At 41.5% G+C, this 14,492-nt stretch carries 14 protein-coding genes and 1 tRNA gene; all 15 read left to right on the top strand.

Annotation, left to right across the window (positions count from 1 at the left end; genetic code table 11):
* Positions 1-2 precede the first annotated feature (2 nt).
* The 15 genes from ROSEINA2194_RS12145 (at position 3) to ROSEINA2194_RS12070 (ending at position 14,429) form a co-directional block, all read left to right on the top strand.
* Positions 3-962 (top strand): L-lactate dehydrogenase, encoded by a 960-nt coding sequence (locus ROSEINA2194_RS12145; protein WP_007887441.1) that lies wholly within the window; start codon positions 3-5, stop codon positions 960-962.
* Between the two features lie 45 nt (positions 963-1,007).
* Positions 1,008-2,123: a DUF4422 domain-containing protein gene (locus ROSEINA2194_RS12140; protein ID WP_007887439.1), complete on the top strand. Its 1,116-nt coding sequence runs from the start codon at positions 1,008-1,010 to the stop codon at positions 2,121-2,123.
* Positions 2,124-2,195: 72 nt separating this feature from the next.
* A tRNA-Arg gene (locus ROSEINA2194_RS12135) sits at positions 2,196-2,267 on the top strand.
* Positions 2,268-2,484: 217 nt separating this feature from the next.
* A complete protein-coding gene (locus tag ROSEINA2194_RS12130; RefSeq protein ID WP_007887437.1) occupies positions 2,485-3,762 on the top strand; it encodes an SH3 domain-containing protein in 1,278 nt (425 codons plus the stop codon).
* 112 nt (positions 3,763-3,874) lie between these two features.
* Complete coding sequence (rluF, locus tag ROSEINA2194_RS12125; RefSeq protein ID WP_007887435.1) at positions 3,875-4,657, top strand: 23S rRNA pseudouridine(2604) synthase RluF; 783 nt, start codon at positions 3,875-3,877, stop codon at positions 4,655-4,657.
* A 15-nt stretch (positions 4,658-4,672) separates the two neighbouring features.
* Positions 4,673-6,670: an NAD-dependent DNA ligase LigA gene (ligA, locus tag ROSEINA2194_RS12120; RefSeq protein ID WP_044927891.1), complete on the top strand. Its 1,998-nt coding sequence runs from the start codon at positions 4,673-4,675 to the stop codon at positions 6,668-6,670.
* Positions 6,671-6,756: 86 nt separating this feature from the next.
* Entirely contained in the window at positions 6,757-7,689 is a 933-nt protein-coding gene (gene metA, locus ROSEINA2194_RS12115; protein WP_007887431.1) for a homoserine O-acetyltransferase MetA, read from the top strand.
* Between the two features lie 494 nt (positions 7,690-8,183).
* Entirely contained in the window at positions 8,184-8,462 is a 279-nt protein-coding gene (locus ROSEINA2194_RS12105) for a type II toxin-antitoxin system RelB/DinJ family antitoxin (RefSeq protein WP_007887427.1), read from the top strand.
* Positions 8,459-8,734, top strand: a complete 276-nt coding sequence (locus ROSEINA2194_RS12100) for a type II toxin-antitoxin system YafQ family toxin (protein WP_007887420.1) — start codon at positions 8,459-8,461, stop codon at positions 8,732-8,734. The genes ROSEINA2194_RS12105 and ROSEINA2194_RS12100 overlap by 4 nt, the downstream gene beginning before the upstream one ends.
* A gap of 320 nt (positions 8,735-9,054) precedes the next feature.
* The gene (locus ROSEINA2194_RS12095; RefSeq protein ID WP_007887419.1) at positions 9,055-9,456 is read left to right on the top strand and encodes a hypothetical protein; all 402 of its coding nucleotides are present in this window, start codon (positions 9,055-9,057) and stop codon (positions 9,454-9,456) included.
* A 44-nt stretch (positions 9,457-9,500) separates the two neighbouring features.
* Positions 9,501-10,454, top strand: a complete 954-nt coding sequence (locus tag ROSEINA2194_RS12090) for a DNA/RNA non-specific endonuclease (protein ID WP_081453911.1) — start codon at positions 9,501-9,503, stop codon at positions 10,452-10,454.
* Positions 10,420-11,280, top strand: coding sequence for a TrmH family RNA methyltransferase (locus tag ROSEINA2194_RS12085; RefSeq protein ID WP_007887417.1), 861 nt, complete (start codon positions 10,420-10,422; stop codon positions 11,278-11,280). The genes ROSEINA2194_RS12090 and ROSEINA2194_RS12085 overlap by 35 nt, the downstream gene beginning before the upstream one ends.
* A gap of 35 nt (positions 11,281-11,315) precedes the next feature.
* Positions 11,316-12,560, top strand: coding sequence for an MFS transporter (locus tag ROSEINA2194_RS12080; RefSeq protein WP_044927885.1), 1,245 nt, complete (start codon positions 11,316-11,318; stop codon positions 12,558-12,560).
* 11 nt (positions 12,561-12,571) lie between these two features.
* A complete protein-coding gene (locus tag ROSEINA2194_RS12075; protein WP_227970667.1) occupies positions 12,572-13,306 on the top strand; it encodes a YdcF family protein in 735 nt (244 codons plus the stop codon).
* Between the two features lie 256 nt (positions 13,307-13,562).
* Positions 13,563-14,429, top strand: coding sequence for a deoxyribonuclease IV (locus ROSEINA2194_RS12070; RefSeq protein ID WP_081453910.1), 867 nt, complete (start codon positions 13,563-13,565; stop codon positions 14,427-14,429).
* Positions 14,430-14,492: the final 63 nt, after the last annotated feature.

Genomic DNA, 14,492 nt, shown 5'->3' with positions numbered 1-14,492 from the left:
TTATGGTAAATATTCGAAAAGCCGCCATGATCGGCTGTGGATTTGTAGGTTCGTCCTCTGCGTTTGCATTAATGCAGAGCGGCATTTTTTCCGAGATGGTAATGATCGATGTAAACAGGGAAAAAGCGGAAGGTGAGGCGATGGATATCGCACATGGACTTCCGTTTGCAAGGCCGATCCGGCTGTATGCCGGAACTTACGATGACATTGTCGATGCGGCGATTATCATCATTACGGCGGGGGCAAATCAGAAGCCGGACGAGACGAGGCTTGATCTCATCCACAAAAATGTGGAAATTTATAAAACAATCATCCCGGAAATCGCAAAGCGAAACTGCGAGGGCATGCTTCTTATCGTTTCAAATCCAGTGGATATTCTCACTTACACAGCGTTAAAACTGTCCGGTTTCCCGGAGGACAGAGTGCTTGGTTCTGGAACGGTGCTTGACACGGCAAGATTAAAATATCTGATCGGGGAACATTTGAAGGTCGACAACCGCAGTGTGCATGCGTTTATCATCGGTGAACACGGGGACAGCGAGCTGGCAGCTTGGTCAAATGCAAACGTTTCCGGTGTGCGGCTCGATGCGTTCTGTGAGATGCGCGGACATTATTTTCACGAGGAATCCGAGGATAAAATTTATGAGGAAGTGAAAAACAGTGCCTATGAGATCATTCAGAGAAAACAGGCAACTTACTACGGAATTGCGATGGCGGTAAAAAGAATCTGCGAGTGTATCATAAGAAACGAGCAGTCCATTCTCCCAGTGTCTTCCATGATGCACGGAATTTATGGTATGGAAGATGTGGTCATCAGTATGCCTGCAATCGTCGGAAAAGATGGTGTGGAGGCAGTTGTGCCGATCGAACTCGATGAGGAGGAACAGGAGCAGTTAAAAAAATCAGCCACGCTTTTAAAAGAATTAAACACTATGATAAAAACCGAACATGGTGTAAAATGAGTGTCGGAAGTTTTCGATAACATGCTTTAAAGACAGGTGTTTCACATGAAGATAAAAATTTTTGCACTGACACATAAAAAATTTGAAGTACCACAAGATAAAATGTACCAGCCGCTTCAGGTGGGCAGGGAGGAAAAAGAGGATCTTGGTTACCTCTGTGACAACACGGGAGACAACATTTCTGCGGAAAACTGTTATTACAGTGAACTGACCGGATTGTATTGGATATGGAAAAATGTACACACATATAAATATGTAGGAACCTGTCACTACAGAAGGTATCTTTTGAATGAGCAGGAAAAAATTTTTACAGAGGCAGAGTATCTGGAGCTTTTAAAGGACTATGATCTGATCACGACCAAAAGGGTGGTGCTGAACAACTCCTATCATTATGGTTTTGCGACAAATCATAATATTCATGCTCTCGATATGACAGGAGAGGTGATAAAAGAACTCTACCCGGAATATTACGATACATTTGTACAGCTCGAGAACGGAACGGAAACGTATTTTGGCAATATGATCGTCACATCGAAAAAATGGTTTGATACATACTGTGAATGGCTGTTTCACATTTTTTTTGAGGTGCAGAAGCGGATCTGTCTGGAAAATGGAGAGGACGATTATCACAAACGGGTGTTTGGATTTATTTCTGAGTTCCTGCTGCTTGTGTGGGTGCGCGTAAATCATCTGAAGGTTTATGAGTGCAAAGTGGGCATGTTAGGAGAAAAGGCAGAGACACGCGAGATGAAAGAACAGCTTGCGAGTTACTTCTTTTCTATGGATGTTTTTGGTGCAAAAACGTATTTTGCGGAAATGTTAAAAAAGCGGCCGGATGTTCTGATGGAGGCATCCGACATCACAGGCGAGCTGAAACTTTCCATGCAGATCATTGCAACCATGGATCAGGAATTACAACGGACGGGGCATTGCTATCTGAGAAAAGAAAACCGTTTTCGGGAACTTATCACTTTATTTACGAGATTGAATGCAGTGATACGTGCATACATGAGCGGACAGGTCACAGAGGAGGACAGGCGCTTTTTGATAGAGCAGAGTGTTAGCGAGACAGCAGTAAAAGTCGGTGTTTTTATTCTGCCAATTTCAGCGGAGCAGAAAGAGGAGCTGGAAACTGAGATATTAAAAGATTTGAATGCATAAAAATCTCTTGAAATTTACATTTTTATCTGCTATGATAAATAGGATGTTTGTGAAACAGATAAAAAAATATATGCGGCTGTAGTTTAATGGATAAAACATCGGACTCCGACTCCGACGCTGCGGGTTCGATTCCCGCCAGGCGCAGTAAAAAGATGTCAGTAGTGGCATCTTTTTTTTGCTCTGAAATAAAATATTAAGAATTGGAAAAGCCTGCCATTCGTTGACAATAAACAGAGATAATGCTATTATGTAATATGTTTGTTAGATTAATTTTTTGTAATTGCAGATAGGAAACAATTACATTTTTCATAATAGATACCGCAGACAAAATTCGGGTCTGTGACAGAAAGGTTTGGTAAAAATGGCTTCAACGAATCAGGATAATAAATCAAATAACATAGATATTCAGAAAATGGTAGAATTTGTAAAAAAGAATGCCAGATATTTCGTGGCAGGAGCACTGTTTGTTGTGCTTTTACTTATTTTAGTGAAATTCACGGGAAATGGAATCGGAAACGCAGACGATAATAACGTGGCGGTTACTGAGACGGTTGTGACAGAAGAAGCATATGAGGAAAATGCAGTTCCGGCAGTCAATGAGCTGATCAACAGCTACTTTACTGCTTATGCATCCGGAGATCTTGTCACATTACAGACACTGGCAACACCGATCACACAGAATGAGCAGAGTTATATCACACTGATCAGTCAGTACATTGAGCAGTATCAGGACATTAACTGCTATACAAAGTCCGGGCTTGACAGCAATTCTTATATGGTAAATGTCAGCCTGAATGTGAAGTTTATGGGAGTGGAAACACCTGCACCGGGGCTTTATTTCTTCTATGTCAGAACAAATGACGATGGAAGTCTTTACATTGATAATCTTTACAGTGAGTACAACCTGTCCAGACAGGAGAGTGCGTTGGATACAAGCATCCGCAACCTTATCACGAACTTCTACAACAGCGATGATGTCATTGAATTACAGAATGATATCCAGCAGAAATACGAAGCTGCATTGTCAACAGACGAGAACCTGTTGAATCTCTGTGCAACGACTATTCCAAATGCAATCACCGAGTGGCGTAATACCATTGTGGCAGACGCAACAGAGAGTACAGAAGAAGTGCCTGCAACGGAAGAGGTTCCTGCAACAGAGACTCCTGCTGAGGAGACTCCGACAGACGAAATTCCAGCGGAAGAAACGCCGGCAGAACAGACAACAGAAACTGTATATACAATAGACAAGGTAAATGTCCGGTCAGGTGCAGATACCTCAGCAGACAAGCTTGGCTCTGTTGAAAAAGGAACGGCACTTACCAGAACCGGTACAGAAGGAGACTGGAGTATTGTTGATTACAACGGTACAACAGGTTATATTAAGAGTGAATTTTTATCAGCAGCAGCACCGGAGAATGTTTCTGAGACAGCGGCATCAGAAGCATTGACAGAGGGCACAACGATCATGCTCTCCAACACAACGAACATCCGGTCTTCCATGAGCGAGACAGCAGACAAAGTCGGAGTTGCCTATGCCGGAGAGAAGGTAACGGTTGTGATGAGTTATGCAGAAGGCTGGACAAAAGTAACATGGAAGAATAAGACAGGTTATATCAAGACCGATTTATTAAAATAAAAAGTAACAGAATGCTACGGAGGCTTCCAGCAAATTGAAGTCTCCGTTTTTGTAGTTATTTGAAGCTGTACAAAATAGAATCATATGGAATAATGACAGGAAAAGGAAAAGTATGGAAGAAAACGGAATCCGTATCAATAAATTTTTGAGCGAAGCAGGGGTATGTTCCAGACGCGAGGCAGACCGTCAGGTAGAACTAGGAAATATTACCATTGATGGAAAAGTTGCGGAAACAGGCGCAAGAGTGCTGCCAGGACAGACGGTTTTGTTTCAGGGAAAGAAAGTTTCAAAAGAAGAGGAAATGATCTTAATTGCGTTTCACAAACCGGTTGGCATTGTCTGTACCGCAGAAAAGCGCGAAAAAAATAATGTGATCGATTATATTAATTACCCGAAGCGCATCTATCCGATCGGACGTCTGGATAAAGATTCAGAAGGGCTACTGTTACTGACGAACAACGGAGATATTGTCAATAAAATGATGCGCTCCGGGAATATGCATGAAAAAGAGTACATTGTTACAGTCAACAGACCAGTCACCGAGAGTTTTATCCATGGTCTGGCAAACGGAGTGCCGCTTGCTGAACTGAATACAATGACCAGAAAATGTCATGTAAAACAGATTGGAAAGAAACAGTTTAAGATTATTTTGACACAGGGACTAAACCGCCAGATCAGACGGATGTGTGAATATTTCGGTTATCGTGTGGAGAAACTTGTTCGTACAAGAATCATGAATATTGAACTTGGAGACCTGCCGGTTGGAACCTACCGGGATGTTACAACGGAGGAGTACAGACAGCTTTTATCATTAATTAAAGATTCCTCCAATGAGACGGTCATCCCGAAGAAATATCCCAAAAGTGAGCGCATGAAAGAAAAATCAAAAAAGTAGAAATGGATGAAAAAAATGTCAGCAGAAGAGAGAATTGCCGAGTTAAAGAAAACACTCGAATATCATATTGACCGCTATTATAATCAGGACAGTCCTGAGATTTCAGATTATGAATACGACATGATGATGCAGGAACTGAAGAACCTGGAAAAAGAGCACCCGGAGCTTGTCACGCCGGATTCTCCGACACAGCGTGTTGGTGGAACAGCAAAAAGAGAAGCGGGTGTGCTTGTGCGCCACAATGTTCCAATGTTAAGTCTTCAGGATGTTTTTTCCAAAGAGGAAGTATTTAACTTCGTGGAGGAGATGCAGAAACAGTTAGATCATCCGGAATTTGTTGTGGAATATAAAATTGACGGACTTTCCATGTCACTGCGTTATGAGAACGGAGAATTAATACTGGCGGAAACCAGAGGGGACGGCATTAATTTCGGTGAGGATGTCACTGCGAATGCGAAAGTGATCAAAGACGTAAAACAGAAGTTAAAGGACAAACCGGAGTATCTGGAAATCCGTGGCGAAGTATACATGAAAAATGCTGCATTTGAAAAGGTAAATGAGACACAGGAACTTCTTGGAAAAAAAGTGTTTGCCAATCCAAGAAACTGTGCAGCGGGAACACTCCGCCAGTTAGACAGCAAGGTGACGAAAGAGCGGGATCTTTCCATGTTTATTTTCAATATCCAGCAGGTGCGTGGCATGGAGTTTGCAACTCATACCGAAGGATATGAATTTTTGAAAAAACAGGGGATCCATGTCATCGACGATTATAAAGTCTGCACGACCGCGGAGGAAGTGTGGGATGCGATCACGGCAATCGGTGAAAACCGCGGAAATCTGGCATATGATATTGACGGCGCCGTGGTGAAGATCAATCGTTTTTCTGACCGTGAGCAGTTGGGAGAAACATCCAAAGTACCGCGCTGGGCAATCGCATACAAATATCCGCCGGAGGAGAAAGAGTCCAGACTATTAAATATTGAACTTTCGGTAGGAAGAACCGGAAGAATCACACCGACGGCAGTGTTTGAGCCGGTGCGCCTCTGCGGAACTTCTGTTTCGAGGGCAACTTTGCACAATCAGGATTTTATTGATGATCTGGATATCGGAATTGGGGATACAATTGTAGTTTATAAGTCGGGGGAGATCATTCCCAAGATCAAGGAAGTGAAAAAAGAGAAAAGACCTTCTGACTGGAAACGGTTTGTGATCCCGGATGTCTGCCCTGTTTGCGGTGCAAAGACAGAGAGGGAGAAAGACACTGCGGATATTAGGTGTACATCACCAAACTGTCCGGCACAGTTGGAACGCCATATTATCAACTTTGTAGGGCGTGACGCAATGGACATCAAAGGTTTTGGTACGGTTTATATTGAAGAACTTGTCCGTTTGGGGTATATTAATAATGTCGCTGATGTTTTTGTACTAAAGACACATCGCGATGAATTGATCGATCAGGGAATTATCGGAAAAGAAAAAAATACGGATAAGCTTTTGGATGCGATTGAAAAGTCAAAAGAGAACGATGCCTATAAGCTTCTCACCGGACTTGGAATTCCAAACGTGGGAAAGGCAGCCGCAAAAGCGATCATGAAGTATTTTAAAGATATGGATCATTTAAAGGAAGCTTCCGTTGAACAGCTCACAGAGGTCAACGATATCGGAGAAGTGAGTGCACTTTGTATCCGAAATTTCTTTACGGATGAGAAAAATATCGAAATTTTAGACCGATTGAAAGAGTATGGCGTGAATATGCAGGCGGAAGAGACAGAGACGGTGGAATCTGTTCTGACAGGAAAGACAGTTGTAGTAACAGGGACACTGCCAACATTGGGACGAAAAGAAGCGTCAGAGCTGATCGAAAAATATGGAGGGAAGGCTTCCGGTTCCGTCTCAAAAAAAACAGATTACGTGCTTGCGGGAGAAAATGCAGGAAGCAAGCTGACTAAAGCACAGGAACTTGGAATTCCTGTTATTTCAGAAGAACAGTTGAAAGAAATGCTTGGAATTTAGTTTTTACTGTACTGGAAGATATAGCAGGATATACTGTCGAAAATAGGAGAGCGATTCTGATCGCGAGGAAGGGTTTGTAAGAAGATATGCCAATTAAGACACAGAGTGATTTGCCGGCAAAGGAAATATTGGAAAAGGAAAATATATTTGTTATGGACGAAAATCGTGCGACACATCAGGATATCAGAGCAATCAACATTGCAATTTTAAACCTGATGCCGTTAAAGGAAGATACGGAGCTTCAGCTTTTACGCTCGCTTTCAAACACACCGTTACAGGTAGATGTGACGTTTGTAGCAGTGTCTTCCCATGAGTCAAAAAACACATCAATGAGTCATCTGAATAAGTTTTATGAGACTTTTGCAGACATTAAAAATCGTTATTTTGATGGTCTGATCATTACCGGAGCGCCGGTGGAACAGATGGAATATGAAGAGGTGGATTACTGGAATGAAATGTGTGAGATCTTTGAGTGGAGCAAGACACATGCCACCTCTACCTTACATCTCTGCTGGGGCGCGCAGGCAGGGCTCTATTATCATTACGGTTTGAAGAAATATCTGCTTCCGGAGAAAAAATTCGGTGTGTATGAGCATCATGTGATGAACCGTAAAGTACCGCTTGTCCGAGGCTTTGATGACTATTTTATGGCACCGCATTCGAGACATACTGAAGTGCGTGCAGAGGATATCCGTGCCGTGAAGGAACTGACGATTTTAGCAGAATCAGAGGAAGCCGGCGTGTTCCTTGCCATTGCAGATGAGGGACGTAAAATTTTTGTGATGGGACATCCGGAATATGACCGGGTTACCCTCGACAAGGAGTACAAACGTGATAAGGATAAAGGTCTGGACATCAAAATGCCTGTCAATTATTATCCGAATGATGATGACACACAGAAACCGAGACTGCAGTGGAGATCACATGGAAACATTCTCTATTCAAACTGGCTGAACTATTACGTGTATCAGACGACACCGTTCCAGTTCATTAATACGGATGAGATTGTGGGAAAATAATTCAACTGCAAAGAACTTTTGCAAAATAGTAAAAAAATAGGGTATACACAGTTCAATTAAGATTGGTGTATACCCTATAACTTTTATAACATTTGTGCGTTCCATTTTAACTTATCCTTGTTTGGAACAATTTTATTTTCTAATTGCTTACCGATAGCTTTTAAAGCACTGTCCCTAGATCCATATATGCGGTTTCTGTGGATTTGAATACCTTTACCGTAACATTGAGTTATCTTCTATATTAAGCGAAGAACAGGACGCATTTGATAATATGCCAGAAGGATTACAGAACAGCTATAGAGGAATGTGTTCTGAAGATGCAATTGATAATATGGAAGAAGCGAGTGAGAAACTTGACGAAGTAATTGAGTTGTTGGGTGATATTGTGTAAAATGGAAATAAGTAAATAATAGATTTATATGTGCGATGTTATAACATTGTATTGACAACGGATAAAATGGGAACTATAATATAATTAAAGGAAGGTGATATATATGGCAAATACGAATGTAACGATGAGAATTGATGAAACTTTAAAGGCTCAATTACAGGAACTTATGTCTAATTTAGGTCTTGATATGACAACTTTCTTTACAATGGCTGCAAAACAGGCGGTAAGAGAACAAGCGTTGCCATTTAAGCCAGATATGAATGAAACACCTAATATTGAAACCTTAAAAGCAATGGCAGAAACGGAGTATTTAATTAATCATCCAGAAGTGAGAAAAACGTATGATGACGTTGATAAAATGATGGAGGATATTCTTGGATGAAATATGAAGTACAACCGACAACAAAGTTTGAAAAAGATTTAAAATTATGCAAAAGCAGAGGTTATGACATTGAGTTAATTAATCAGATTATCAAAAAACTTGCTAATGGAGAAAAGCTAGAAGAGAAAAATAAGGATCAAGATTTGCATGGAAACTGGGAAGGATATAGAGAATGTCACATATTACCAGATTGGTTGTTAGTATATAAGTATATAGAAGACGAATTAATTTTATATCTTACTAGAACTGGAACGCATAGTGATTTATTTTAATTAATGAATTGGAATTGTCGTAAGGCAGTTCCTTTTCTGTTAAAATGGAGAATATAATATTGAGATGATAAACTATAATGACAGTTTATTATAAATTAGCAAATGTTTTAAAAGAAAGAAAAGAAATCAGTGTAATGAAATAAAAGTGTAGTGTTCATATAGCATCTGACGGAAATAAAAATCTGTCAGGTGCTATTTTTATTCAGCAGTGGTCAAGTGGAACGTATCAAGCAGTGGAAAAAGATATAATTTTATTGGCAAAAGAACGAAAAAACGATATGATAGAACTTGAGTATTAAACAAATATAAGGAGCACCGCAATGTACATCATCATATGCTTAGACGACAATAACGGACTTGCCTTCAATCACAGAAGGCAGTCGCAGGACCGCATCGTAGCGGAAGATATCAGAAAAACAGTTGGAGAAAAGAAACTTTGGATAACTGATTACAGCCGGAAGTTGTTTCAAGCTGTTTCGAATTTAGAAATCAGTGAAAATCCAAAAGAGGAAGCGAAAAAAGGAGAATATGTTTTTCAGGAATTGGAAACATTGGATACAGATGACGAACAAATTGAGCAGTTTATAATCTATCGCTGGAACAGAGTATATCCAGCAGATGTTTCTGTTGAGATAGGAGCCGAATGGAAACTGACAGAAACGGAAGAGTTTCCCGGTTTTTCACATGAAAAAATTACAAAAGAAATTTATTGCAGAGAGTAGAAGGAGAAAAAGCAGAACGAAAAGTGTTTTGTAAGAGTAAGGCAATGAGGAAGAACAGAGAAATTTTAAAATGGAAAAATAATATGAGAGCACTGGCGATGGTGATTTGTCTCGCATTGACGATGCAGTTTGCTTCTGGATGTGGAACAACAGAATCAGCACAGAGTACACAGGAAAATGCAACGACAATCGCAGAAACATTTGATTTTGCAGCCGTTCCGGCATATGATGGAAAGGCATATGTTGCAGTCAATGATAACGTTCCTTTTTTTACAGAGGAAGAGTTGAGCAGTGCTTCCTATGAGACGTATGGAGAATTGGATCCGCTTGGAAGATGCACGGTCTGTGTGGCAAGCGTGGGACAGGATCTGATGCCGGCGGAGGAGCGTGGGAATATTGGTGCGGTAAAGCCGACCGGCTGGCATACTGTGAAATATGATTTTGTTGATGGAAAATATTTGTATAACCGCTGTCATCTGATAGGTTATCAGCTTACAGGAGAAAATGCAAATGAAAAAAATCTCATTACCGGAACCAGATATTTGAACATAGAGGGAATGCTTCCTTTTGAAAATATGGTAGCGGACTATGTGAAAGAGACAGATCAACACGTTATGTATCGTGTGACGCCGGTTTTTGAGGGTGATAACCTTCTGGCGGCAGGCGTGCTGATGGAGGGAAAATCGGTTGAAGACAACGGAGAAGGCGTTTTATTCTGCGTTTTTGCATATAATGTGCAGCCGGGTGTGTCAATTGATTATGCGACAGGAGAAAGCTCTGCGGACGGAACAATTGTAAATGATACCAGTGCGCAGGAAGAAACTTCACAGTCCGAAGAAACGCAGACATATGTGCTGAACACGAACACACATAAATTCCATAAGCCGGGATGTTACAGTGTAGAGAAAATCAAACCGGAAAATTATGCAGAATTTACAGGAACGAGAGAGGAAGCGATTGCATATGGATATGATCCATGTAAAAACTGCAATCCATAAGAAAATGAACAAGATAGAAATTACAGATTTAACTTTAGCTGAATTACAGGTGTATACAAGCCTCAATGAGGCGCAGTTATTACATTATTATGAACCGGCACCGGGAATTTTTATTGCCGAAAGCCCAAAGGTGATCGAGAGAGCATTAGAGACCGGATGTGAGCCAATCTCCCTTTTGATGGAGCAAAAGGATTTTGACACTCGTGGAAAAAATATCATTGCAAAATGCAAAAGTATACCGGTTTACACGGCAAAACTTGGGGTGTTAGAACAGATTACAGGATATAAACTTGCAAGGGGAATGTTGTGTGCCATGCATCGTCCTGCAATGCCTTCGGCAGAAAAAGTCTGTAAAAATGCAAGGCGTATCGCAGTGTTGGAAAATGTTGTAAATCCAACAAATGTAGGAGCGATTTTCCGGTCAGCGGCGGCACTGAACATGGATGCGGTGCTGTTGACATCTGCGTGCAGTGATCCCCTTTACCGCAGGGCAATCCGTGTGAGCATGGGAACTGTATTTCAGGTGCCGTGGACTTACATTGAAAATAAAAATGTCTCCTGGCCACAGGGTGGGATGGACTTATTGCATGAGTACGGATTTAAGACGGTTGCTATGGCACTTCGGAATGATTCTGTCCGTATTGATGATGAAAAATTACATGCAGAAGAAAAGCTTGCAATTATTTTAGGAACTGAGGGAGATGGTCTGGCTGCAGAGACTATGGCAGACTGTGACTATACAGTAAAAATCCCAATGAGCCACGGAGTGGATTCTTTAAACGTAGCGGCGGCGAGTGCGGTTGCTTTCTGGGAATTTGGAAAGTAATGGGTTTACAAAAGAAATGGGATGGAGTTTGGAAAATGAAATTTATACAGCAATATAAAAATCTAAGCAAGGAGATTTACGTTCTGTTCTTTGGCAGAGTTGTGACCAGTATGGGTTCCCTGATCTGGCCGCTTCTCACTTTGATTTTGAAAAATAAATTAGGATATAATGCGACAACGATCGCCACCATCACAATGGCAATGTCCATTTTGCAGTTTCCAATGCTGCTGCTTGGTGGAAAATTGGCAGATACGATGAACCGTAAAAAAATTATCGTATGCTGTGATATGGTTACAGTTATTTCTTATATTATCTGCGGTCTGCTGCCGTTGTCTGGATATAGCATTGCACTTTTTTATCTTGCCGGAGTGTTTGCGACAATTGAAGGTCCATCCTATGATGCGCTGGTTGCAGATCTGAGTGACAGCGAGAGCAGGGAAAAGGCGTATAGTCTGCAATATCTCGGAATGAATTTAGGACTTGTGCTTTCCCCGACAATTGCCGGATTTTTATTTGAAAACTATCTGGGACTGGCATTTATAATTACTGGAATTGCAACATTTTCCTCCACGCTTTTGATTATTTTATTTGTAAAACAGCTTCGGGTAGAGAAGAAAAAAGTGAGCAAGTACGAGGAAAAACGGGAGAATGAGCATGTGTTTAAGATTTTATGGGAACGCAGGCCAATCCTGATTTATGCTTTGGTGGCAGGTTTCGGAGGGCTGGTCTATGCACAGTTTAATTATCTTCTGCCGCTCAATATGGAAACATTATACGGAGCAAAAGGAGCTGCTATTTTTGGCATGCTGACAAGCACAAACGCATTGGTAGTGATCATTGCAACACCAATTATAACTACTTTTGCAGGAAGAATAATAGATGTCCGAAAAATTCTGATTGGAGAAAGCCTGATTATTTTAGGATTATTCGGGTATCGGTTTGTACAGGGAATCATGCCGCTTTATTTTGTGCTGATGGTTATTTTTACAGTTGGCGAAGTGTTTAACACGCTGGGAAACCAGCCGTATATGACCAGACGGATGCCGTCCACGCACTGGGGACGTGTCAATTCGTTCATTTATACGGTAAGCGGTGCATTTTCTGCCTGGGGCAATATTCTGATCGGAAAAATCGTTGATAACAGTGGATATGACCGAGCGTGGCTTGCAGTGGGGGCTTTTGGTGTTGCAACTATCGTTTTGGCGGTGACACTCAACATTATGGATAAAAAACAGTTTTATTTACTGTATGAGAAAAAAGAAGGAAAGGTGGAAGGATGAGGAGAAAATATATGAACATCTGTCTGATTTTGGGACTGCTTTGTCTGGTTTATGGGCTGATCGTGGCGATTGCAGGTTCCGGTGGAACAAAATTTTTTATTGTATGGATTGGCATTGCAGTGATTCTCTTTGTGCTGGCAGGTCTGCTTCATATGGGAATGTGGGACAGGATACCGCAGATCGTCAGGTGGATATTTGGAATATTGTGCGGTATATTTTTCCTGTCGTTTCTTGTGATTGAGGGAATGGTGATTCACCAGATGCATGCGCAGGGAGAAAAAAATCTGGACTATGTGATCGTGCTGGGTGCACAGGTGCACGCGGATAAACCGAGTGTGGTATTGAAATACCGGCTGGATGAGGCAATTTTATATCTGAATGAGAATCCAGAGACAGTCTGTATTGTAGCGGGCGGTCAGGGAAAAAATGAACCTTATTCCGAAGCGTATGGAATGGCACAGTATCTGATGCAGAATGGAATTGACAAAGACCGGATTCTGTTGGAAGATCAATCGAAAACGACCGAAGAAAACCTGCGGTACAGTCGGAAATTTTTGCCGGAAGGTGCAAAAGTGGGAATCATCACGAATGATTTTCATATGTTCCGCGCTTTGCAGATTGCAAAAAAACAGGGGCTCTCTGATGTATGTGGGATTGCGGCAGATTCGACGAAATTCTATCTGCCAAACAATATGCTGCGGGAGTATTTTGCAGAGATCAAGTTTTTGATCCGCAGTGTAAAGTAAAATAGACAATTGCGAAACTCATAGAAACCTAAATTGAATTGTGAAAAATTAACAAAAGCTTGAGAAAACACTGGGGAGCGGTCGGTACTTGAAGGCAGGTACAACAACCGTTGTGACTGGCTTCTTAGTACCGTTACCAGCGACACGTAGCGAAAGCGTGTTTTCGAAAATTTTGTTAATTTTGAACAATTTAAAGAAGATTATGAAGAGTTTCGCAAACGCCTATGTAAAGTAAAAGATGAAAAGGAGTACAAAAATGTCACAGATAAAACTTGGTTCCCATGTGGGAATGGCTGGAAAGGAAATGTTTCTTGCTTCTGTGAAGGAGGCGGAAAGTTATGGTGCCAATATTTTAATGCTTTATACCGGAGCACCGCAGAATACAAGGAGAAAAGAGATTTCAGAACTGAATATTGAGGCCGGATGGGAGTATGCGAAAAAGGCAGGGATTGAAGAAATCATCGTGCATGCACCGTATATCATCAATCTTGCCAACACTGTAAAGCCGGAAACATTTGAACTTGCGGTGGGATTTTTGGAAAAAGAGATCAAGCGTACCGCAGCGATGCAAAGCAAAATCCTGGTGTTACATCCGGGTTCTGCGCTGGATGCAGGAACGGAAGCCGGGATTGCACAGGCAGTAAAAGGCCTGAACATGGTTCTGGATGCTAATGATGATGATGTAGTCATTGCCCTTGAGACAATGGCTGGCAAAGGGAGCGAGATTGGGCGCACTTTTGAGGAACTGAAAATGATCTATGATGGGGTTCACAAAAAAGACCGTCTGCGTGTCTGCTTTGATACCTGTCATGTAAACGATGCGGGCTATGACTTGGTCAATGATTATGACGGTGTTTTCAAGAAATTCGAAGAGGTTTTAGGACTTGATCAGATTGCAGTGTTTCATATCAATGACAGCCTGAATCTTCTCGGTGCGCACAAAGACCGTCACGCAAATATTGGAGCGGGAACGATCGGGTTTGATCCATTATATAAGGTGGTGCATGACGAGCGGTTCCTTGATGTGCCAAAAATCTTAGAGACACCGTGGCTTTGCGCAGAAGGTGAAACGAAAAAGACAATTCCGCCTTATAAGGAGGAAATCGCACGGCTGCTGAGATAAGAGAGATGGGTAAGGCGTGTTGGAGAAGCCATTTTAGACATCTTATAGTGAAATTCAAGGGGA

It is taken from the genome of Roseburia inulinivorans DSM 16841, assembly GCF_000174195.1.
GTDB classification, from domain to species: Bacteria; Bacillota; Clostridia; order Lachnospirales; family Lachnospiraceae; genus Roseburia; species Roseburia inulinivorans.
This window is presented reverse-complemented; position numbering and strand designations above follow the sequence as displayed.

What these genes read in the sequence shown, in the direction of transcription:
- ROSEINA2194_RS12145 (WP_007887441.1), top strand. Translation starts at nt 3, where the DNA reads ATGGTAAATATTCGAAAAGCCGCCATGATCGGCTGTGGATTTGTAGGT.
- ROSEINA2194_RS12140 (WP_007887439.1), top strand. Translation starts at nt 1,008, where the DNA reads ATGAAGATAAAAATTTTTGCACTGACACATAAAAAATTTGAAGTACCA.
- rluF (WP_007887435.1), top strand. Translation starts at nt 3,875, where the DNA reads ATGGAAGAAAACGGAATCCGTATCAATAAATTTTTGAGCGAAGCAGGG.
- ROSEINA2194_RS12085 (WP_007887417.1), top strand. Translation starts at nt 10,420, where the DNA reads ATGGATATGATCCATGTAAAAACTGCAATCCATAAGAAAATGAACAAG.
- ROSEINA2194_RS12105 (WP_007887427.1), top strand. Translation starts at nt 8,184, where the DNA reads ATGGCAAATACGAATGTAACGATGAGAATTGATGAAACTTTAAAGGCT.
- ROSEINA2194_RS12090 (WP_081453911.1), top strand. Translation starts at nt 9,501, where the DNA reads ATGAGGAAGAACAGAGAAATTTTAAAATGGAAAAATAATATGAGAGCA.
- ROSEINA2194_RS12095 (WP_007887419.1), top strand. Translation starts at nt 9,055, where the DNA reads ATGTACATCATCATATGCTTAGACGACAATAACGGACTTGCCTTCAAT.
- ROSEINA2194_RS12080 (WP_044927885.1), top strand. Translation starts at nt 11,316, where the DNA reads ATGAAATTTATACAGCAATATAAAAATCTAAGCAAGGAGATTTACGTT.
- ligA (WP_044927891.1), top strand. Translation starts at nt 4,673, where the DNA reads ATGTCAGCAGAAGAGAGAATTGCCGAGTTAAAGAAAACACTCGAATAT.
- metA (WP_007887431.1), top strand. Translation starts at nt 6,757, where the DNA reads ATGCCAATTAAGACACAGAGTGATTTGCCGGCAAAGGAAATATTGGAA.
- ROSEINA2194_RS12100 (WP_007887420.1), top strand. Translation starts at nt 8,459, where the DNA reads ATGAAATATGAAGTACAACCGACAACAAAGTTTGAAAAAGATTTAAAA.
- ROSEINA2194_RS12075 (WP_227970667.1), top strand. Translation starts at nt 12,572, where the DNA reads ATGAACATCTGTCTGATTTTGGGACTGCTTTGTCTGGTTTATGGGCTG.
- ROSEINA2194_RS12070 (WP_081453910.1), top strand. Translation starts at nt 13,563, where the DNA reads ATGTCACAGATAAAACTTGGTTCCCATGTGGGAATGGCTGGAAAGGAA.
- ROSEINA2194_RS12130 (WP_007887437.1), top strand. Translation starts at nt 2,485, where the DNA reads ATGGCTTCAACGAATCAGGATAATAAATCAAATAACATAGATATTCAG.